The organism is Parabacteroides sp. MSK.9.14 (assembly GCF_019041495.1).
Taxonomy (GTDB): domain Bacteria; phylum Bacteroidota; class Bacteroidia; order Bacteroidales; family Tannerellaceae; genus Parabacteroides; species Parabacteroides merdae.
Genome location: NZ_JAHPXO010000020.1, coordinates 1 through 19,147, shown reverse-complemented (window position 1 = coordinate 19,147; position 19,147 = coordinate 1). Strand labels below are relative to the sequence as shown.

The following is a 19,147-nucleotide window of genomic DNA, read 5'->3' as shown; positions in this document are numbered from 1 at the left end:
TCTAATCTGCCTCTACTTCCGTTTACCTCCATTTTCGCGCCTTTCAGTGAGTCGCATCAGGCAGTCATTTCCGTTCTGGGCGCAAAGGTAACTCCGGGATTTGACGGGAAAGCAAGGTCAAGCCTCCTGTTTTCGGGAAAAATCTCCAGCCCTTCGGGTAGTATTTTTCCCGAAAAAACTTGCATTCCCTAATCCCTACCTTTTTAAGCACCCGAAACGAAAACGACCGATGCGACAGAAAGACGCATAAAAAAAATGTCGGATAAACGAGAGGCAGATAAGATAGTTTGAAACTCAACTCCCTCAGCTCTTGAATCCGCATTAAAAACAAAAAATCAAAAACAGAACGGATATGGGAACAACAATGGCAACAAAATTCGTGGCTTGGGAAGTGCCAACATTGGAAGCACTAAAAGGCAGTAAGGTTTACATTCTTCGTGAGAAACTGAACAACGGAGGACAGATGAACCGAGAGGAAAAGGATTGGCTTACACGCAACGTGAACAGCAACACCTATTTCAAGAGCGCAATACTCCTGCAAGGCTGGAGGTTTGACTTCTCCGATGTACTCCGCACGTTTATCGTGTGCCAATACGGACATTGGACGGAATACAAGGCAACAGACAAGACCGGACTTCGCAGATACCTATACGGCAGGATAGACAACATTGTAGAACTTGAAAAATAGCGAGGATATGACAGCAACGGCAGACTTCAAACAAGTGGCGCAATACATAGGGCTTGCGATATGCACCCTAATCATGCGCATCGTCCTTTGGGTATCCGGCATCCTTTGGGGCATCGTCAGAGAGATAGTAAACGGAGTGTTCCGAGTGGCGATAGGCATAATCGTGGCTATCCTCTCCACAATCGCCTTATTCGGCTTCATCCTTTGGTTATTCACCCTTTAATCTTACCGACAGCGATATGAAAACGACAGACCATTTCAAGAGAACGATACAGATGTATTTGGAGCAACGTGCAGCGGAAGATGCGCTCTTTGCGAAGAACTACCGCAACCCTGCCAAGAACATAGATGACTGCGTGACCTACATTCTGAACTATGTGCAGAAAAGCGGTTGCAACGGCTTCACGGACGGGGAGATATACGGACAAGCCGTACACTACTATGACGAGAACGAGATAGAGGTGGGCAAGCCTATCCAGTGTCAGATAGCCGTGAACCACGTGGTGGAACTCACCACAGAGGAAAAGGCGGAGGCACGTCAGAAGGCTCTCCGACAATATCAAGAGGAGGAAGTCCGCAAGTTGCAGAACCGCAACAAGCCGAGAACCGCCACCAAAGCGACCACCCAAGAAGTACAACAACCCTCATTATTTGATTTAGGCTTATGAAACCGAGAACACAGATACAGCAGGAAGTCGCACGGCTGAGCAAGCGACTACCGAGATTGACCGCCACGCAAAAGGCATACGCTTTCCGCCATTGCTTCAAGCATTACGCAATCAAGAGAGCGGACGGCACGAACATCTGCACTGAGTGCGGACATTCGTGGAAGAGCGACCACGACCTTGCGGACACCCTTTGCGGATGTACCTGCCCCCATTGCGGTATGTCATTGGAAGCGTTGCGCACCCGAAAGAGCGTTTTCAGCGAAAACGAATACTTCTCCATCGTCACCACCAGCAAGCAATACCAAGTGATACGCTTCTTCTTCGTCAAGTCCCGATACAAGGCAGGGCAGGCAGCCGAGTATTCCATTTATGAAGTGGTGCAGAGGTGGATTTCGCCCGATGGAAAGACAACGACCGTTGCCCGACTGCGTGGAATGTCAATGTTGTATTATGACCAATGGTCTGAATACAGCGACATGGAGGTACGCAAGAACAACAGGCTTCACGCATACGATATAGCACCTATGTGTACCTATCCCCGACAGCGTTTCATCCCCGAACTGAAACGCAACGGCTTCAATGGGGACTATCACAACACACTGCCGTATGACCTTTTCACGGCTATCCTTTCCGACAGCCGAGCCGAAACACTCTTGAAAGCAGGGCAATATGCCATGTTGCGGCATTATATCCGTAGTTCCTTTGATATGGGACGGTATTGGGCATCCGTCAAGATTTGCATCCGCAACGGTTACACCATTTCGGACGGCTCCGTATGGTGCGACACCATTGACCTCCTGCGTCATTTTGGCAAGGACACGAACAGCCCGAAATACGTCTGCCCTGCCGACCTCAAAGCGGAACACGATAAGTTGGTGAGAAAACGCAACCTGCAAAGGGAGCGTGAGCGGACGGAACAGCAACGGCAAAAGGCGATTGAAGACGAGAAGAACTATCTGAAAGCCAAAGGCATCTTCTTCGGACTTGTGTTCTCTGACAGCCTTATCTGCATCAAGGTCATAGAGAGCGTTGAGGAAATGGTAGAGGAAGGACGGATGATGCACCATTGTGTGGGCGGTTATCATAACAAGGCAAACTCCCTTATCCTATCCGCCACCATTGACGGCAAACGGATTGAAACGATAGAAGTGTCACTGAAAACGCTGAAAGTGGTACAGAGCAGAGGGGTATGCAATTCCAATACCGAGTACCATGACCGCATCATCCGGCTTGTGGAGGACAATACCGAACTTATCCGTCAGCGGATGAACGCAGCATAACATTAACCTATAATACAGAACAATATGGAAGTAAGATTTGAAAGTATGGTTTGCTTGTGGGACGATAAAATTCCCACGATGTTCCTTGAGTTTATGAACCTCCTCACTTTTTGTCAAAGTGAGGAGCAGTTAAGGGCAAGTGTCAAGGACTTTGCCGAGAAGCACGAACTTGACAAGTTCTTCCTTTACGGCTTCGGCTCACACCATTTCTACATGCACCAACGCTACACAAGCAATCCCGAAATGGTGATGCAGAACAGAGTTTTGTCAGTACATTTCTAACCATCTAAAAAAACAACGATTATGAGTACACGGATGACCATCAACGGAGTAAGCACCTGCACGAAAGCAGGGACAGAGAAATACGAGAAGTTCCAAACAGGCATCGGCAGACGCAAGCGGACACTTGTGCAATACGACTACCGCCACACGGACGGGGAATTGTTCTCTTGTGTGAAACCCACGTTGGACGAGTGCCGAGCCACACGGGACAAGTGGCTGACGGCAAAAAGAGGAAAGGAGGACAAGCAATGAACGAAGCAGGCTACCAAACGCTGATAGTCAAGTTCGGCAAGCCTATCACGGAATTGGACGGCATCTTTGACGATGCCGAAGCGTGGGGAGTGGAAACCCTTAAAGGGTGGATAGAGGACTATGAGAGCAGTCGGTTTACCGCCATTGACAGCCACACGGCAGTCATAACGAGCGAGTACAATATGGAGTGTGTGAAAACATGGTTGGAACGGAACACACCAATAGCCGAGAAAACAGAATTTTGAGCGTTTAGGCGGTGTCCGCACCGCCCGAACATAACACCCAAAGAAGAATGAATATGATAGCAAAGACGATTTTGGAGCAGATAGGTGGCAGACGCTTTGCCGCCATGACGGGAAGCAAAGACTTCATAGACATGGGCAACGGCTTACGCATGAGCCTTGCGAGGAACAAGACGAGTGCCAACCGCCTTGACATCATCTATGATGCAGGGGCAGACCTCTACAATATGCGCTTCTACCGCAGGACGTTCAGTAAAAAGACATTCGAGTGTAAGACGAAGGACATTGAAACGCACGAGGGGATATATTGCGATATGCTGGAGGAAATGTTCACGATGGTGACGGGGCTTTACACCCGTTTTTGAGAGGTGGGCGGCGAAAGCCGCCCTACTTTCTTTCAGTGAGCATGATGGCGGACAAAGAAAGTAGCAAAGAAACCTCTGTGCCAATCTTCGATAAAACCAGTCTTATAAAGATATGATTTGTTCCCAATTGTAATTAGGATTAGAGAAATGTCCGTATATAGAAGTTGGTTGATATATAGGATTCTTTAATTTTAACAACTCAATTATTGCATTAGGTCTAAAATCGAATTTTGATAGAATAAATTGTTTCAATTTTGTAGAATTGGATTCTTTGTCTGTGGAAACATTTAGCATGGTAGGCTGTTCTTCTCCAAACAAATAAGCCACTGCTATTTTGCATTCTTTTTCTAATCCGTTTGCGACTATGTTTTTTGCAACAAATCGAGCCATGTAAGCAGCACTTCTATCTATTTTGCTCGGATCCTTTCCAGAAAAAGCACCTCCGCCATGTGTTACCAAACCGCCATAAGTGTCTATCATTATTTTACGACCAGTTAATCCTGTATCGTTAACAAACCCACCTTTATAAAATTTTGATTTCCTATTTATCTGAATATCTACATTTATACAATCAATCAGTTGAGTTAAAACCTTCTGTTTTATTTCATTTTCAATGAAATCTGGATGAATATTCTCCTTATGCTGTACATTGATTATCAATTGTTCAAGATTATTTTCGCTAATTGTGACTTGTACTTTCCCATCAGGGAGGAGATAATCTACGCTCTTTCTATACGTATCAATCTCTTTGGCTATTAAATTAGATAAATATACACCATACGGAAGATAATTATATTGATTGTTTATAGCATAACCATACACAATACCTTGGTCGCCAGCTCCACCGTTCATAACAGCATCATTTAGTTGTCTTGATTGTGAAGTCAAAAAGTTCAGTATGTTTAATTTTTCACAATAGCCTATGGATTGATATACATCATTGACAATTTTCTCAATATCAACCCTTTTATTTTGAGTACTAATTTCTCCAGCAACAATTAAATTATTACCACTTCCCAAGCATTCTATTGCTGTATGGGCATTACAATCTTGCATCAAGAAAGCATCCAAAAGAGCATCACTTATTTGGTCGCATATTTTATCGGGATGTCCTTGTAATACACTTTCTGTTGTATATTTGTCTAAATTATCGAATATCATAATTCTGTTTTATACAGCTCCATTCTTCTGTTAATTTATTGTTTAGTTTTTTGTACACAGAATTACTATTCGGAGATTTATTATATGCCAATGTCGTTTCATATTCAAGTACCATATATATAGCATCCTGAATAGTTTTATTTTTAGTTGATTTAGGTGTGCTAAAAATTTGTTTGAATTTATCACACAAATTCTTTAATCTAAAAAAGAATGCTATGTGGTATATCAGTTCTATTAAGAACAATGACGATAAAAATAGTTGCAAGAATGGTATGGCAACGACGTTATCTTTTATTCCGTAGTATGCAAATATCAAAAGCAAACCAAATAGTATTGTGTTCTTTATTGCCATTTTAGGCAACATCACTTTAATGATATTATATGTAAAAAAACAATTCTCATAACAATTAACCAACATTTTATATGGTCCTTTCTCAATAGAATCATTATCGTAATAATTCAAAACTGGCTTTTCCAGCAATTTCGTGCCTAATGAATTGTCGATAAATCCTTTCCGTCTTTCATTAGCAGCCATAGGTTGCATTATAATTTCTACGATTATATATAATATACCATACCCTATAATAGAAATATAATTCAAAACATTAAACAAATTAGCAATCCATTTTATAGAATCTAATGAATGGCTTATACAATTTATTTGGAACGTTTGGAGTAATATTGAACATATGAATGTACTCCAGAGGAATCCATTTTCGATATTGCGCCAAAAAGCAATCGTCTTGTAGCTTATCTCATACGGTAATTGTCTATCCATATCCTTTATTTTTTGCAAAGTTACATGAAAAAAGCGAAACTACTTGAATGAGTCACTTGTAAAATCAAGTACTGACCATCAATTAAAATATTGATATAACATAAACTCCGATAAAGCATCCCCAACTTCATCGGAGTTTATGTTGTCGGACACTTACTTTTTATGGTACATACAGTAGCGCAAACTCCGCCTTTCTCCGTTTGAGCAGCATGGCATGACGTTTACCCTTGTAGTTGCAGAAAGCGATATACTCCCGATAGATGTTCCTATCGCCTGCCTCCAACTTTCGGATCAGCGTGCTTTTGGGTATCTTTCCGCTTCCCAACAGACGGTACGGACCGACATTGTAGGCGAGCGTGGCAAGCAAGAGCGAATCCTTCCCGAACTGCCGGAACATCGCGCAGAACTTCCGCAGGTCTTTCCGCAGAAGCGCGTCCGCCTGCCGCTTCGTCATGGTGCGTGCCGAATACCTTTCGCCCGGCTGCAACCGATGTCCATATCCTACATACGGGTGATGTTTTTCCGAATGCCAGCCCTCAAAATACTTCGTGCATCGTACTGCCCTCTCGAATGGTGGCAGCCGGTAGATAGCCGCCTGCCCGTCCGTTCCCTCATGGCGGCTGTCCCGTGCGGACACGGAACAGACCGTCAGAAGCGAACAGAGGATAGCCATGAATACACGCATCATCGTGTAAGGGGCTTGAAGTTCCCGATGGGGACAACAGTGATAACCCCGTCATCCTTCACGTTTCGGTTGTTGAAGTCAAATTCCAACTCATAGGAGTTGCCGAAATTGTCCTCCACTACCACGATGAAGTTGTGCGCCTCCTCACCATCCGCCGTGTAGTACAGCCGGAACTTCTCGTTTTCGAGCAGGTAGCGGTCATTGGGCAGGAACGTGATACCGTTGTCCATTTTCAGCGTTCCTTCTCCCTCGAACTGGAAATACCGGATAGTATAGAGGGTATTGGCGAAGTCGCCCGTCTTTTTCAGCTCACAGCGTATTTCAACCGTCTGTCCCTTCGTCACTTTGTTCGGCACAGGCATAGTTTCCACCGTGAAAGGATAGGATTGCTGGATGTCCATATCGTCGTCACACGAAATAAGCGTGAGCGACACGGCGGCGAACAGGCAGAGTGCCAACGCCTTGAAGATTGATATTCTCTTGTTCTTGTTGTTCAGTATGTTCATTGTCTTTTGATTTATAAGTTATTGTTCATTTCTTTTTTCGTTGTCAGTTGCAGATACTCGTTCAAGTCCTTGCAACCGTCATAGAGGGCGGAACGGTCACAGACACGTTCCCCATAGTGTCCTTTCAGCATTTCCAACGTCCGCCGTCCGGCTTCGTCACGGTCGAGGTAACAGTCTATGCGCCCGTAACCGTCCAGATACCTCATAGCCTTTTCCACATTGGCGACGGAGTTCAGCACAAGGCAGTCGCCCGTTTCCAATCCGAGCGTGACGGCGGAAAGAAAGTCCATGAAGCCCTCGAACACGCTGCACACATCAGCCTGAGAACTTTCCATTTTGACCAGCGACACATCCTTCGGAGGCACGCTGCCTTTGAAAAAACGGCTGCGGATTTCAAAGCCGCCCGCTACGTTCGGAAAACCGACGGCGAAATACCGCTTGCCACGCACTCTATAATTCAGTCGGCAACAATACCGGGATGCAATGCCGTAAGGGATGCCACGTTCCGCCAGATAGTCCGTCAGTGGAGAATGAAGCAGTGGGGCGGTTTCCATACCCTCAAAGGCAGGTTCTGACCGTTTAGGCAGGAAAGTCGGTTTACTCACTTCGGGAACAGGCATAGGCATATTGGCGGTTTCCGCTATGAACTTCACTTGTTCCATGAAGTCGTTGCTTCCGATAAACTCCCCGGCAAGCGTGAAGATGTCACCGCCCTTGCCCGTTCCGAAGTCGTACCAAAGCTGTTTTGCCACGTTCACACGGAAAGAGGGCGTGCGCTCATTGCGGTATGGCGCACGATACCACAACTCGTTGCCGCTTCTTCGGACAGGCTCATGTCCTAACCGTGCGAGGAAGTCCGCAAGGGGTATCTGCCTCATGGCGTCGATTTCCGTCCGTTCCATGCAGTGCGTTAGTTAATGATAAACTTGATGCCCACGCCCCACTGCGTATGAAACTTCCTCGTGTCGCCACCCCACAGGCAACGCTCCCGGAGATTGGCAAGCAGAGCAATACGGTCAGCCACGTAAAGCTCCATATCGAGCGTCAGCGCACCACCGTAGATGAAGGCGTCCCGGTCATGGAGCGTGGAGCCGTCATGCAGCACCTTCTCGCCCCAGTTCACTGATTCATATCCGGCAAGAGCCGAAGCCCCTGCATAGACGAACACGATTTTTCGGGCATCGGAAAGTATTTTGAAGTAGTATCCGCCCTCCGCCGTGAACTGCGCCACGGGTATTTTCCCGTCCTTGTAAGGGTTGTTCTTCAACAGGTATTCGCCACCGAACACCCATTTGTTCCCCTTTTTCGTGTAGGTGGAAAGAGCCGCCCCGAAACTGTATCCGCCGTCGTTGCCGCCGGGATTGAAGCCGTCCGCCATATTCGCCCTGACCTCGATGCCCTGCATCTTCGGCAGGCATCGCTGGGCGTGCGCTTGCCCCGTACACAGGGCAAGCGACGCGATGATTATTGCGATGTACTTTCTCATGGTCAGCGCACTTGAAGTTCGTTGATGGTATTGGCACGTACCAAGTCCTCGTTTTCAATCACGAAAGACTGGTGGCGACCTCCGTTCTTCTCGTTGAGTTCCACCACGATGCATTTGTCATCGGGGATGGTGAACTTCGCCATCGTGAATACCGTGCGCTCGCTCTTCTTGCCCGGCACGAGCGTGGCGTAATTCTGCGCACGGAGCGGCAAGATGATCTGCTCCTGCACGGCGGTACGCTTCGCCACCTTCTTGTCCACGATTTTCCATGTGACGTAGTCCACATCGAAAGGCACGTTGCTCTGGTTCTTTATCTCCGTATGGAAATAGAGCAAACCGTTATGCGTGTAGATACCTTTAAGCAGGTACTGGATGCCGAATCGCTTGCAGCCGATGTGCTTCACCTCGCGCTTGTTCTGCTTGTGGATGGACTTCATGATAAGGCGCACCAGCATCGGGCTTTCGCTACCCAGTTCCTTCAGATAGATTTCCTGCGCGTTGTTCGGGCGGTTTACCTTCTCGCCGTCATGGATGAAGTCGCACATCTCCACGTTGAGCAGCAGCGGTTCGGCTGCATATTTCACGTTGAAGGTATAGAAACTACCGTCCTCCGTTATAACGGACATATTGGTTTCGTTCGGGAAGTTCCTCACGGTAGCTTTCACGCGGATGACGTTCTCCGCTCCGTCGGCTTTGCCCGCAATCAGGTCGGGCGAGCCTAAATCGACATAACGCACTTCCGAGGGGAAAATGACGTGGACGGTCTTGTCGTAGGTCACTTCCAAACCGTGCGGGGGAACCATGCGGTCGAAGGTCAGCTTCTTTGTCAGCCCGTGATACAGGTCGCCGTCCGCCTCCTTCTGCGGATAGACCTCCTTTGTCAAGGTCGGTTGTTGGCTTTGCCTTCCTCCTCCTTGCAAGGCATAGTCAAGCGAGCTTGCCTCTGCTCTCGCTTCGTTCGTCGGTTCACTTCCATTGTCCGTTCCAACGGTTACGTTCTCCTGCGCGTTGGCAGTTACGATGCCCATAGCGAGGGCAAACATGATGATTACTTTTCTCATTACTTTGGATTTTAGTGGTAAATAAAAATTGGATTGTTGTTGCTTTTTCTGTTTTCAATTTCTGTCCTGATAGAGCATGACCTTGTACCCGGCTTTCAGATGCACTTTGACGGTACGCATCTTCTTGGCGATATACTGGCTCGTGCCTTGTATCAGCCCCTTGCCCAAGTCGGAGGCGAGCTGTGCCCCTGCGTTGGTGGATATATTGATGCTGCTGCCCAGCGATCCGCCCATGTTGGCGGCAACCTCCCTAACGGCATTCATTTCCATAGAGTTCGGAATGAAGATACCGGGCTGCCCGTCCGTGTCATACACCTCCAGCTCTACCGGGATAATCGTACCAGCATATTCCAGCGACGTGATTTCAATATCAAGCCGTTCGCCCTGAATCTTTGCCGTGCCTACCACCACCGCATTACGGGGGATGATTTTGTCCGCTACCGCCATCGGCTCCAACAGACGGAGCTTGACAGCCTGCCCGTCCGTCACACTCTGCGCCCCATAAACGCACGCCGATATGGTGTTTTTGTCCGATACGGTCGTGACGCCCACCGCCGTATTGAAACTGCGGTTACGCTCTTGCGAGAAGGAGGCGACAAACTCGGCGTTGCTCATCGGCTGTGAGAGCGAGGATACAACCTGATGCGCCACCAGCCTGACAGGTGCAGCCGTGTTCTTTCCGGTTTTCTGCACGGGGCAAGGCTCTGCCGCCTGTCCGACAGGTGGCTGTGTGCCGTTCTGTCCGCCCATGTACTTTGCCGCCAGTTCATAGGACTTCTCCATGAGTGCCACTTGGTCATCCATAGCGGACACCTTGCCTTTCTCGCTTTCCAATTCCGATTCCAGCGAGGCGATACGCTCCAACAGTTCATCCATTTCCGCATTGTCGTTCTTCGGTTGCTCATAGAAGTTGCCGAGCGTGGCATTGAGGTCGCGGTAGGCGGCTGCGGAGGATTGGATGGTCTTCGGTGCGGACTTCACGTTCTCTTCCGTTCCTCCGGGATTGGCAAGGTCGAAGTCCCTGCCGCTGTCCGTTTCCGCCACCTCGCGGTCGAACATATCGCCCAGTTCCTGCATGGCGCGGCTGCGGTTCTCCTGCCGTTCCTCCATCGCCCCCTGTTCGTATGCTTTCGCCTTGTCGCCGATAATCTGACGGTTCGCCTTGTCTGCGTCGGGCATTTCGATGTTGTAACCTCCCGTCCCCGGTTGCTGCTCCTTGTCGGAAGATGGGGCGAATATCAGCCACATCGCCCCGATGAATACCAGCACCATAGCGGGCAGCACTATCATTTTCTGACGTTTCAGCCTTTGGGCTTCGGTCAGCGGCTTGCGCTCCTTGGCTTTGCCTTCCTCCTTCGCGCCTTGGCCATTCAAGCAGGCTTGATGGCTCTCGGCTTGGCGTCGGTTCTTCGGTTTCCCGTTGTCGGGAGCCGCCTTGTTCTCGTTTTTAGGTTCATTCTTCGTCTGTTCCATATAAATAAAGTATTACATTATGATTGTTGTCCGGCTTTACGGACAGTTCCACCTGTCCGGCATGGTCTGTTGCTATCCGGCTGCCGTCATTCCTGCCGATGTCATAGACGGCTTTGCCGAAGGTGTAGAGGGCAAGCACCGCGAAAGCGGCGAGCATCGCCAGCACGATGCGTTTGCGTGTCTTCGGGGGCAAACCGTCCAGATAGCCTTTGAGCCTTGCCACCAGCATTTTCTTTTTGTCGTGGATCCTCCAGTACGCACGCCAAAATGATTTTCTGATTTTCTTCATATCCGTTTACCTTTTGATGGTTTGTAAATCCTTGTTCTCGATGATGGTGAATCCCTCGATGGTGAAACCGTTGGGATTGTCGTCCGAACGGGACGAGTTCAAGAGGCGGCACGTGGTCACGAGGCTGCGCTCGGTGACGTTGCTTTGCCGGATGATCTTCTGTGTGGCGTAGGTCACGGCACGGTAGGGATAGCCGTTGAAGTCGCATACCACGCTGTCCACCTTCAGCACCTGATTGATGTTTCCGGCGATGATGCGGTTGTAGTATCCCTTCTCGGCGAAGTCCGAATAGTAGTTGTACACGCTTTTGTCTGCCAGCAGCAGGGCGCGTTTCACGTTATGCTCTATCGCGCTCTTTTCGGGTGAGAGTGTGAAGAAAAGCTCGTGGAAGCGGCGCACGTGTTCCCTTGCCTCCGCCGGACGATTCTGCGACAAGTCCTGCGAGAGAGCCAGCATCAGCGACTTGCCGTTGTCCAGCACGTAAATCTTTTCCCGTTGCCGTTCCGCAAAGCGGTAGGAACTCCACACGCTCCATACCGTTATCACGGCGCACAGCGAGAGGAAGACGATACCGAACAGGCGTATCTGCCTGAACGATGATTCGATGTTTTTAAGTGACTTAAATTCCATTGTTATTTATTCGTTTTTAATTGTCAGTTGATTATTTCAGCAGTTTCCCGGCACGTCCGACCACGTTTCCTGCGGTTGCACCCGCCACGCTGCCCGCCATGCTTCCGGCTCGTCCTGCCGTCTGGTTCACGTTGCGACCGTAGCTTCCCATGCCTCCGGCTTGGATAATCCAGCCTGCTACCGTGGGGATGGTGAAATAGCCGATGATTCCTATGATCATGAAGACGATATACACACCGTCGCTCGAATCCAGCGAGAAGTTCGGGTCAGCCTGCATGCGCTCGATGTCGCTTTGCAGCATCAGCACCTGAATCTTCGCCAGTATGGTGCTGAACATATCCGACACGGGCAGCCACAGATAAACCTGTATGTAGCGGCATATCCACTGTGTGAGTGTACTTTGAAAGCCGTCCCATACCGATATGGCGAAGGCTATCGGACCGAGTATCGCCAGCACCACGAGAAAAAAGGTGCGGATGGTGTCTATCACGAGGGCGGCGGCTTGGAACATCAGTTCCAGTATCTCGCGGAAGAAATCGCGGATGCCTTTCTTCATGTTGTACATCCCACGTTCGATATACATTCCCGCCATCGTTACCATGTCGCCGGGCGACCAGCCCAGTTCCTCCAGCTGTTTGTCAAACTCCTCGTTTGACACAAGGTAGGCGGTTTCGGGGTTGCGCATCATCGCCTCGTATTCCAGTTTGTCTTTCTGCTCACGGTACTGGTTCATGTCCAGCGTTTCCGCCTCCAGCATCTTTGCCGTGCCCTGCACAACGGGCGACATGATACTGTTTATCGTGCCTAATACCACCGTCGGGAAGAACATGATGCACAAGCCTATCGCAAAGGGGCGGAGCATGGGGAACACGTCTATCGGTTCGGCTCTCGCCAGCGACTGCCACACCCGGTAGGCGACGTAGAACAGCGCACCCAGCCCGGCGATGCCTTTCGCCACGCCCGCCATGTCCCCGCATAGCGGCATCATCTGCTCGTAGAGCGAGCGCAGAATCTGGTGAAGGTTGTCGAAATTCATAGGCTACCAGTATCTTTCGTTCATGTTCCCGTACAGCCCCATGATGCGGTCGAGGTCGTTCTTCTTCTTCGCCCGCAGGTAGCTCACGCTGATGTTCTTGTTGGTGTAGTAGCTCACGAGGTTGCGGTAATGCTTCATCTTGGAGTAGCAGCGTTCCACCACATCCATGCGCTCCTTGTCCGTCATGGAGAGCGTGGTGATGTTCACCACGTTCCTCAGCTCCGTCAGCACGTCGTTGGATTCCTCCAACAGCTTGGTGTAGCCAAAGGCGATGGCTCCCAGTTCCTCCACCGTGAAGTTGTCGTCACGCATCATCCTCTGGAAGCTGGTCACATAGGTGTCGGTGATGTCACCCACCATCAGGATGGTCTGCTGCACCTTCCGGGCGTCCTTTACCAGATTGTTCACGGATTTGAGTGCGTCGTAATACTTCTTGCCCTGCTCGTAAATCTTCACCGTCTCTTGAAAATTTTTTATCATATTCTGGGCGGTCGTGGAAGTGTGTACCACGTTCTTGGAAGTGTTCACGATGCTCTGCGCGATGTTGGACGGGTCTATCACCGCCCACTGTGCGCTTGCCCTGCCGACTGCAAACAGGCACAGGCAGATAATAAATGTTATTCTTGTTCTCATGTTACTTTGGATTTTAGTGGTTATCGTTATTGCTCGCTTATCGGATGGTCCGGTTTCGGATTCACACGCACGTAGTCCCCGTTCGGCGAGAAGGTCAGGATGTCCGTCGCTTCGTTGTAGGACACGTCGATACGGAAGCCGGTGTTCATGAACAGGTTGCCGTTCTCCTCCTGCAAGAGATAGGTTTCCGGCTTTAGTTTGCGGCGGATGCCGCTCCGCTTGAATACCGTCACCTTATAGGCTTCGCCCTCCTTGTAGATAAGCACGTCGGGCTTGCCTTCCACACTTTCCCAGTTCCCGCAAAGCAGATCACGGCGATTGTCCGCTACATCGCAGGATTGCAGCATCATGACCGCCAGCCCGATTAAACACTTGCTGACTTGCAGCATTTTCGTTCTTGATATACTCATACGCATTTTCTTTTTTAGTTGATGAATCTGTTTTTACTTATTCCTTCGTCTTTCGGCAAGCTGCCGGATGGCGGCTTCGATGTCGCCGCCCAGCTGCTCCGCCAGACGGTAAACCTCCACCTTCTCCGTTTCTTCAGTGGTGTACGCCAGATACTCTTCAGCACTAACTTCGGTGGCATAGACCGCCGACTGCGTGCCGCCCAGTCCGATCCAGACTTCCTTGTAGAGCCTTGACGGGTTGTTCGCCATGTTGATGGAGAGTATCTGCGACTTCTCCTTCTCCGTCAGCCCCAACAGGGACTGTATGGCATCAAACTTGTTCATGTACTTCCGCTGGTCGAGGAGTATCTTGCAGTCGGAATTATTGATGATGCTCTCCTTGACGACGGGCGAGGAAATGATGTCGTCCACCTCCTGCGTCACCACGATTGCCTCCCCGTAATACTTGCGCACGGTCTTGTACATATAGCGCAGGTACTCAGCCATGTTCGCCGAAGAGAGAGCCTTCCAAGCCTCTTCCACTATCAGCTGTTTGCGCACGCCTTTCAGACGGCGCATCTTGTTGATGAAGGCTTCCATGATGATGATTGTTACCACAGGGAAAAGTTCGCGATTTTCCTTAATACTGTCAATTTCGAAGACAATGAACCGCTTGCCGAGCAGGTCGATGTTCTCCGTGGAGTTGAGCAGGAAGTCGTAGCGTCCTCCCCGGTAATACTGCCGCATGGTGGTGAGCATATTGTCGATGTTGAAATCGGACTTCTCCACCTTTATCTCACGTTCTGCCAGTTCGCGGCGGTAGTCGTCACGCATATACTCGTAGAAGGTGTTGAACGAGGGGATGATGCTCCTGTCAGCCCTGATACACTCGATATAGGCGTTCACCGCACTGCCCAGTTCGCCGCTCTCCGTCTTCGTCACTTTGTCGTCCTCCGACTTCCAGAGCGTCAGCAGCAATGTCTTGATACTGTCCTTCTTCTCCACGTCGAACACGTAATCATCGGTGTAGAACGGGTTGAACGAAATCGGTTTCTCCTCCGTGTAGGTGAAGTACACGCCGTCCGCCCCGTTTGTTTTGCGCCGGATCATCTCGCACAAGCCCTGATAGGAGTTTCCCGTGTCCACCAGCACTACGTGCGTACCCTGCTCGTAGTATTGCCTCACGAGGTGGTTCATAAAGAAGGATTTGCCGCTGCCCGAAGGACCTAATACGAACTTGTTGCGGTTGGTGGTGATGCCCCGCTTCATCGGCAGGTCAGAGATGTCGAGGTGCAGCGGCTTTCCCGTTAGCCTGTCCACCATCTTGATACCGAAGGGCGATAGCGAACTGCGGTAGTTAGTTTCCTCCGTAAAGAGGCACACAGCCTGCTCGATGAAGGTGTGGAAACTCTCTTCCGCCGGGAAGTCCGCCGCGTTGCCGGGCATCGCCGCCCAGTAGAGCGTCGGGCAGTCGATGGTGTTGTGGCGCGGCACGCACTCCATGCTCGCCAGCTGGCTGCCCACGTCGTTCTTGATATGTTTCAGTTCCTCCGTGTCATCGCTCCACGCCATGACGTTGAAGTGCGCCCGTACCGATGTCAGCCCGTAGGAATGGGCTTCGTTCAGGTACTGGTCTATCCACTCGCGGTTGATGCTGTTGCTCCGGCTGTATCGGGATAGCGACTGCATATTCCTCGCGGACTTCTCGAACTTCTGTAAATTTTCCTCGCTGTTGTCGATAATCACATACTGGTTGTAGATGTGGTTGCAGGAGAGCAGCAGCCCCACGGGTGAGGCGAAGGAGAGACGGCAGTCCGAGCGGTCGGTGGAGAGTTTCTCGTAGCGGATGTCGGTAGCCACCTTTCCGGGCATATCCTCCGCGTCGGAGAGGGTGTGCAGGCACAGGCGGTTGTCGCCGATGCGCATTTCCTTTGCCGAGAGGTCGATGTCCTGCAAGGTCGTGTCGCCTTCAGGCATGAGCGAGAAGTAACGCTCTATCAGCCCGGCGGACTTCTCCGTCCCGACAATCTCATCGATGGAGAGGCGGCGGAGTCTCACGAAGCCGCTGTCGTTCATGATGCGCTCGAACTGTTCAGCGGCCTCCATGAACTTCCCGGCGGTTTCCTTGTCCAGCTCCTTCGGGATGATATGCCCACGGCACAGCGTGCTGAAATTGCTCTGCATCCGGTTACGCTCCTTTGTCGTCTTGGTCAGGTAGAGGTAGCAGGAGTGTTTCAGGTACGGACGCTCGTTGAAGTGTCGTTCAAATGAACGGCTCAAGAAACTCATGTCGTCTTTCTGTAACTCCGGCTTGTAGCGTTCCTTGATGAACCAGTCCTGCTTATGCACGACGCAGAAGTCCGGCAGTACCTTGATAGCCTTGCACCAGCAGCCGTGTATCGCCTCGTACTCCGCGCCCGTCACGGTATAAAGCTCCGGCAGTTCCACCTCAAAAGCCACCGTGATGTCGGCGTCTTTGGAAATGATGCAGCCATGTTCCACAGCCAGCAGGGGGAACTTGTTTTCCAGTGTTGTCATTTTGGATGTATTTCTCATGTCGTTTCTTCCTTTCGTTGCCGTTTGAATAATCGGGTGATCCGCCGCCGGTTGATAAGGTATCGGGGATGGCTCCTTATAGCTCCTAATTTCATAAGCCCGTGTTCGCCGTACCGGGCGTTCAGCGCGAAGGTCTGCCATACGAGGACGGAAGACGATGCCGCGCCGAAGCCGATACATATCCACTGGTCGATGCCGACCATATAGAGGATGACGAACAGGATGAAGAGTGCCAGCAGGCCTCCGCAGAAGATGAAGAGGTACTGAGCCTTTAGACCCTTGAACTCGACCGGACGACCGATACCCTTGTTTATCGGGTATTCAGCCATACATTGTTTATTAAAGGAAGAATGAGCGCAGGATAGTCGCAGCTACAATTAAAAAAATACATGCGCCGAACCACGAGGCTGCGGTTTTCGAGGTATCCGGGTCGCCGGATGAAAACTTGCCATAGACTTTTACGCCTCCGATAAGACCGACCACCGCGCCGATGGCATAGATAAGTTTCGTGCCGGGGTCAAAATACGAACTCACCATAGAGGTGGCTTCGTTGATGCCTGCGATGCCGTTTCCCTGCGCAAATGCGGAGGCGGTTGCGGCAATCATAAGTGCCGCAGAGATGATGAACTTTTGTCTGATGTTCTTATTCATAAACTGTTCTTTTTGTGCCGTCCAAAGGGTGGATAGTCCTTTTTCGGGCGGTTGATACTTGATTACTTTACTTTGGTTTAGTGGTTGCCCGTTTGTTTCCACGGACTTGGGTGTGTCCGTTGCGGGTTGGCTGTACCTTGTACTGCCGTGCGCATGGTGTGATGCCGTCTTACGTTTTCATTTCCACTCTTTTTTAGCCGTTATACATAGTCCCGGATATTGAACTCGTCAATGTTGTCGGGTACGGTAAATTCCTTTTTCGGCTTCTTCAGCCGGACTTCGATAAGCCCCTTGATACGGATGCTCAGTTCCGTCGAGCCGGACATCAGTTTCTCGTACAGTTCCGTTCCTTCCATATCGGAGAAGACCTTTGCCGCACGTTCCCGTTCTGCCGTTGTCGCTTCCGGGTTCTTGGCTGCCCTGACCGCATCGTCTATCTCGTCAAAACTGCTTCCCGTAGCTCTCGGTGTGTCGGGCGTTCCGTCCTCCGGTTCATCCTCCCCGAACTCCAGTTCCGAAGGCGGGATGCTCGTGAAGGTTTCATCGAGTTTTTCCTCCGGGACTTGTGCCGGGTGGGACACGGTTTCCGTGTTTCCATCGTCAAAAGTAGCCTCTTCCTCCGACAGCTCAATGCCTTTTTTCGAAGTGGCGGCTTCTTGCGTCAGTATGGCAGCGGTTGTCCGGGTTGATGCCATCTTGAAATGGCTCCTGCCGATGATGTCCGATGTTTCTCCGGGAGGTGTTTCCCGTGCCGTTTCCTGCTTCACCTCCGTGCCGCCCAATGACCGCCAAAACCCGGCAATGCCTTTAAGGAAGCGGACGAATCTCGTTTCCATGATGCGGTCGTAGAGCAGCAGGAACAGGAACCACAGGTTGCAGCCGACCGATACGGTCAGGAGAATGTCAGTCATGTTCATAATTCTACTCTGGGGACTGCGTTTAACATACGGTTCAGTTCGTCACGGTGTGTACGGAGAAACTCGCTTACCACGTTCTCAGTGAAGTCGGCCATTGTGACTTCACCATCACCCAGCCAGCGGACAATCATGGCAACCTTGTCATGGGTCTCTTTGCTGATGGACACTTGTTTCCCTTCCCTTGCCTTGAAACCTGATTTTTTCAGGAAGGCACGATAATCATTCTTTTTTCTTCTCATTTCTTTTTCTTTTTGATGATTAAAATACTGCGTCGTAATTCCGGGCGTAAAGGCTCTTTATCGCCTCTTCGCACTGGTTGAAGTGGTGTGTAAGCACATGGTCGATGTAGGCGGACAGCGAAAGCCTGTCATGCCCGATTACACGGGTTATGCGCATGATGCGGTCGTGATACTCCGGGCGCACGTATGCCATCTTCCCCTCGCGTGCCTTTACTTCGGGTTCACGGATGAAAAGCCGTTCATAGTCCTTTTCTCTGCATTTGCCGCCTACCGGCACGGGCGACAGGATTTCCACACTCGCCTGCACTTGGGCAAGCAAACCTCCGCCGTCATGGTGCGGACTTCTGTTTTTCTGATTCTTTTCCTGATTCATATCCATTGTATATTATTTACTCTTTATACTTTTGCATAAACATTCAACATCAAAGTGTGGAATAAGACCGAGTATCCATTAGTCAAAAAGACCGTAGAATATGTTCTGCCCCCACACTTTTACATCAGAAACCGGATAGTTCAATGGGCTTTTGACCCCGCATTCGCAATGGTGGTTCAAGATGTATAGATGTTGTCTCAATAAATTGTTAAGACTATGACCTACGTTGGAATTGATGTCAGTAAGGCTACTTTCGTCGTGGCTTATTCTTCTGCCAAGAACAGTAAGACCAAGACTTTCAAGAACACGACCAAAGGTGTTCATATTCAAATTAAGTCTTCACGTTGTTTCTTGTACAGTTCGTTTATTTTCTCCTTGTGCTGTTCCAGATGTTGGCGCAGCACGGTGTCCACGTAGCCGCCTACCGAGATTTCCCGTCCGGCGATGTCATTCATTATCAGAACTTTCTTATTTTTTTGTTTGACATTCTAAATATATTGAAATTCA

The 19,147-nt window shown here is 50.0% G+C and carries 27 protein-coding genes and 2 pseudogenes; 9 read left to right on the top strand and 20 right to left on the bottom strand.

Annotated features, from left to right (window positions below; translation table 11 throughout):
• Positions 1–352: 352 nt before the first annotated feature.
• The 8 genes from KTG12_RS11920 to KTG12_RS11885 are packed head-to-tail and all read left to right on the top strand — an operon-like array spanning position 353 to position 3,777.
• Entirely contained in the window at positions 353–688 is a 336-nt protein-coding gene (locus tag KTG12_RS11920; protein WP_005809162.1) for a hypothetical protein, read from the top strand.
• Positions 689–695: 7 nt separating this feature from the next.
• Positions 696–911, top strand: a complete 216-nt coding sequence (locus KTG12_RS11915) for a hypothetical protein (RefSeq protein WP_005809164.1) — start codon at positions 696–698, stop codon at positions 909–911.
• A 16-nt stretch (positions 912–927) separates the two neighbouring features.
• A complete protein-coding gene (locus KTG12_RS11910) occupies positions 928–1,356 on the top strand; it encodes a PcfK-like family protein (RefSeq protein ID WP_005809166.1) in 429 nt (142 codons plus the stop codon).
• Entirely contained in the window at positions 1,353–2,636 is a 1,284-nt protein-coding gene (locus KTG12_RS11905) for a PcfJ domain-containing protein (RefSeq protein WP_036872219.1), read from the top strand. Before KTG12_RS11910 ends, KTG12_RS11905 begins: the two co-directional genes overlap by 4 nt.
• Positions 2,637–2,660: 24 nt before the next feature.
• Positions 2,661–2,918 (top strand): hypothetical protein, encoded by a 258-nt coding sequence (locus KTG12_RS11900; protein ID WP_005809172.1) that lies wholly within the window; start codon positions 2,661–2,663, stop codon positions 2,916–2,918.
• 21 nt (positions 2,919–2,939) lie between these two features.
• The gene (locus KTG12_RS11895) at positions 2,940–3,170 is read left to right on the top strand and encodes a DUF3873 domain-containing protein (RefSeq protein ID WP_005809176.1); all 231 of its coding nucleotides are present in this window, start codon (positions 2,940–2,942) and stop codon (positions 3,168–3,170) included.
• A complete protein-coding gene (locus KTG12_RS11890; RefSeq protein ID WP_080594362.1) occupies positions 3,110–3,415 on the top strand; it encodes a hypothetical protein in 306 nt (101 codons plus the stop codon). Before KTG12_RS11895 ends, KTG12_RS11890 begins: the two co-directional genes overlap by 61 nt.
• 53 nt (positions 3,416–3,468) lie before the next feature.
• Positions 3,469–3,777, top strand: coding sequence for a hypothetical protein (locus KTG12_RS11885; protein WP_008645427.1), 309 nt, complete (start codon positions 3,469–3,471; stop codon positions 3,775–3,777).
• A 102-nt stretch (positions 3,778–3,879) separates the two neighbouring features.
• Here KTG12_RS11885 and metK read toward each other — a convergent pair whose 3' ends face one another.
• The 19 genes from metK to KTG12_RS11790 form a co-directional block, all read right to left on the bottom strand.
• Positions 3,880–4,938, bottom strand: coding sequence for a methionine adenosyltransferase (gene metK / locus KTG12_RS11880; protein WP_005809183.1), 1,059 nt, complete (start codon positions 4,936–4,938; stop codon positions 3,880–3,882).
• Positions 4,925–5,716 carry a hypothetical protein gene (locus KTG12_RS11875; protein ID WP_005809185.1) on the bottom strand — a complete coding sequence of 264 codons (792 nt, stop codon included), beginning with the start codon at positions 5,714–5,716 and terminating at the stop codon, positions 4,925–4,927. Before KTG12_RS11875 ends, metK begins: the two co-directional genes overlap by 14 nt.
• Before the next feature lie 160 nt (positions 5,717–5,876).
• Positions 5,877–6,404, bottom strand: coding sequence for a glycoside hydrolase family protein (locus tag KTG12_RS11870; RefSeq protein WP_005809187.1), 528 nt, complete (start codon positions 6,402–6,404; stop codon positions 5,877–5,879).
• On the bottom strand, positions 6,401–6,907 hold the full coding sequence (locus KTG12_RS11865) for a DUF3872 domain-containing protein (protein WP_005809189.1): 507 nt from the start codon (positions 6,905–6,907) through the stop codon (positions 6,401–6,403). Before KTG12_RS11865 ends, KTG12_RS11870 begins: the two co-directional genes overlap by 4 nt.
• An 11-nt stretch (positions 6,908–6,918) precedes the next feature.
• The gene (locus KTG12_RS11860) at positions 6,919–7,809 is read right to left on the bottom strand and encodes a toprim domain-containing protein (RefSeq protein ID WP_005809191.1); all 891 of its coding nucleotides are present in this window, start codon (positions 7,807–7,809) and stop codon (positions 6,919–6,921) included.
• An 8-nt stretch (positions 7,810–7,817) separates the two neighbouring features.
• On the bottom strand, positions 7,818–8,393 hold the full coding sequence (locus KTG12_RS11855; RefSeq protein ID WP_005809192.1) for a conjugal transfer protein TraO: 576 nt from the start codon (positions 8,391–8,393) through the stop codon (positions 7,818–7,820).
• A 2-nt stretch (positions 8,394–8,395) separates the two neighbouring features.
• Positions 8,396–9,454 (bottom strand): conjugative transposon protein TraN, encoded by a 1,059-nt coding sequence (traN, locus tag KTG12_RS11850; RefSeq protein ID WP_005809194.1) that lies wholly within the window; start codon positions 9,452–9,454, stop codon positions 8,396–8,398.
• Positions 9,455–9,508: 54 nt separating this feature from the next.
• Positions 9,509–10,927 carry a conjugative transposon protein TraM gene (traM, locus tag KTG12_RS11845; RefSeq protein ID WP_005809196.1) on the bottom strand — a complete coding sequence of 473 codons (1,419 nt, stop codon included), beginning with the start codon at positions 10,925–10,927 and terminating at the stop codon, positions 9,509–9,511.
• A complete protein-coding gene (locus KTG12_RS11840) occupies positions 10,908–11,216 on the bottom strand; it encodes a TraL conjugative transposon family protein (protein WP_005809197.1) in 309 nt (102 codons plus the stop codon). The genes traM and KTG12_RS11840 overlap by 20 nt, the downstream gene beginning before the upstream one ends.
• Positions 11,217–11,222: 6 nt before the next feature.
• Positions 11,223–11,846, bottom strand: a complete 624-nt coding sequence (gene traK, locus KTG12_RS11835) for a conjugative transposon protein TraK (protein WP_004308925.1) — start codon at positions 11,844–11,846, stop codon at positions 11,223–11,225.
• Positions 11,847–11,877: 31 nt separating this feature from the next.
• Positions 11,878–12,882, bottom strand: a complete 1,005-nt coding sequence (gene traJ / locus KTG12_RS11830; RefSeq protein WP_005809199.1) for a conjugative transposon protein TraJ — start codon at positions 12,880–12,882, stop codon at positions 11,878–11,880.
• Between the two features lie 3 nt (positions 12,883–12,885).
• Entirely contained in the window at positions 12,886–13,515 is a 630-nt protein-coding gene (locus KTG12_RS11825) for a DUF4141 domain-containing protein (RefSeq protein ID WP_005809201.1), read from the bottom strand.
• Between the two features lie 26 nt (positions 13,516–13,541).
• On the bottom strand, positions 13,542–13,925 hold the full coding sequence (locus tag KTG12_RS11820) for a DUF3876 domain-containing protein (RefSeq protein WP_005809203.1): 384 nt from the start codon (positions 13,923–13,925) through the stop codon (positions 13,542–13,544).
• 33 nt (positions 13,926–13,958) lie between these two features.
• The gene (locus tag KTG12_RS11815; protein WP_005809205.1) at positions 13,959–16,460 is read right to left on the bottom strand and encodes a TraG family conjugative transposon ATPase; all 2,502 of its coding nucleotides are present in this window, start codon (positions 16,458–16,460) and stop codon (positions 13,959–13,961) included.
• Positions 16,457–16,789, bottom strand: a complete 333-nt coding sequence (locus KTG12_RS11810) for a DUF4133 domain-containing protein (protein ID WP_005809208.1) — start codon at positions 16,787–16,789, stop codon at positions 16,457–16,459. Before KTG12_RS11810 ends, KTG12_RS11815 begins: the two co-directional genes overlap by 4 nt.
• A gap of 10 nt (positions 16,790–16,799) precedes the next feature.
• Positions 16,800–17,111, bottom strand: a complete 312-nt coding sequence (locus KTG12_RS11805) for a DUF4134 domain-containing protein (protein WP_005809211.1) — start codon at positions 17,109–17,111, stop codon at positions 16,800–16,802.
• Between the two features lie 200 nt (positions 17,112–17,311).
• Complete coding sequence (locus KTG12_RS11800) at positions 17,312–18,028, bottom strand: hypothetical protein (RefSeq protein WP_005809212.1); 717 nt, start codon at positions 18,026–18,028, stop codon at positions 17,312–17,314.
• Positions 18,025–18,306 (bottom strand): DUF3408 domain-containing protein, encoded by a 282-nt coding sequence (locus KTG12_RS11795; RefSeq protein WP_255419346.1) that lies wholly within the window; start codon positions 18,304–18,306, stop codon positions 18,025–18,027. Before KTG12_RS11795 ends, KTG12_RS11800 begins: the two co-directional genes overlap by 4 nt.
• On the bottom strand, positions 18,287–18,640 hold the full coding sequence (locus KTG12_RS11790; RefSeq protein ID WP_005809216.1) for a DUF3408 domain-containing protein: 354 nt from the start codon (positions 18,638–18,640) through the stop codon (positions 18,287–18,289). Before KTG12_RS11790 ends, KTG12_RS11795 begins: the two co-directional genes overlap by 20 nt.
• A 216-nt stretch (positions 18,641–18,856) precedes the next feature.
• On the opposite strand from KTG12_RS11790, the pseudogene KTG12_RS21750 reads away from it, so the two are divergent.
• Positions 18,857–18,964 (top strand): annotated as a pseudogene (locus tag KTG12_RS21750) (IS110 family transposase); the annotation flags it as partial.
• Between the two features lie 2 nt (positions 18,965–18,966).
• Here the strand turns inward: KTG12_RS21750 and KTG12_RS11785 are convergent.
• Positions 18,967–19,110, bottom strand: a pseudogene (locus tag KTG12_RS11785) (DUF3408 domain-containing protein); the annotation flags it as partial.
• Between the last annotated feature and the right edge of the window lie 37 nt (positions 19,111–19,147).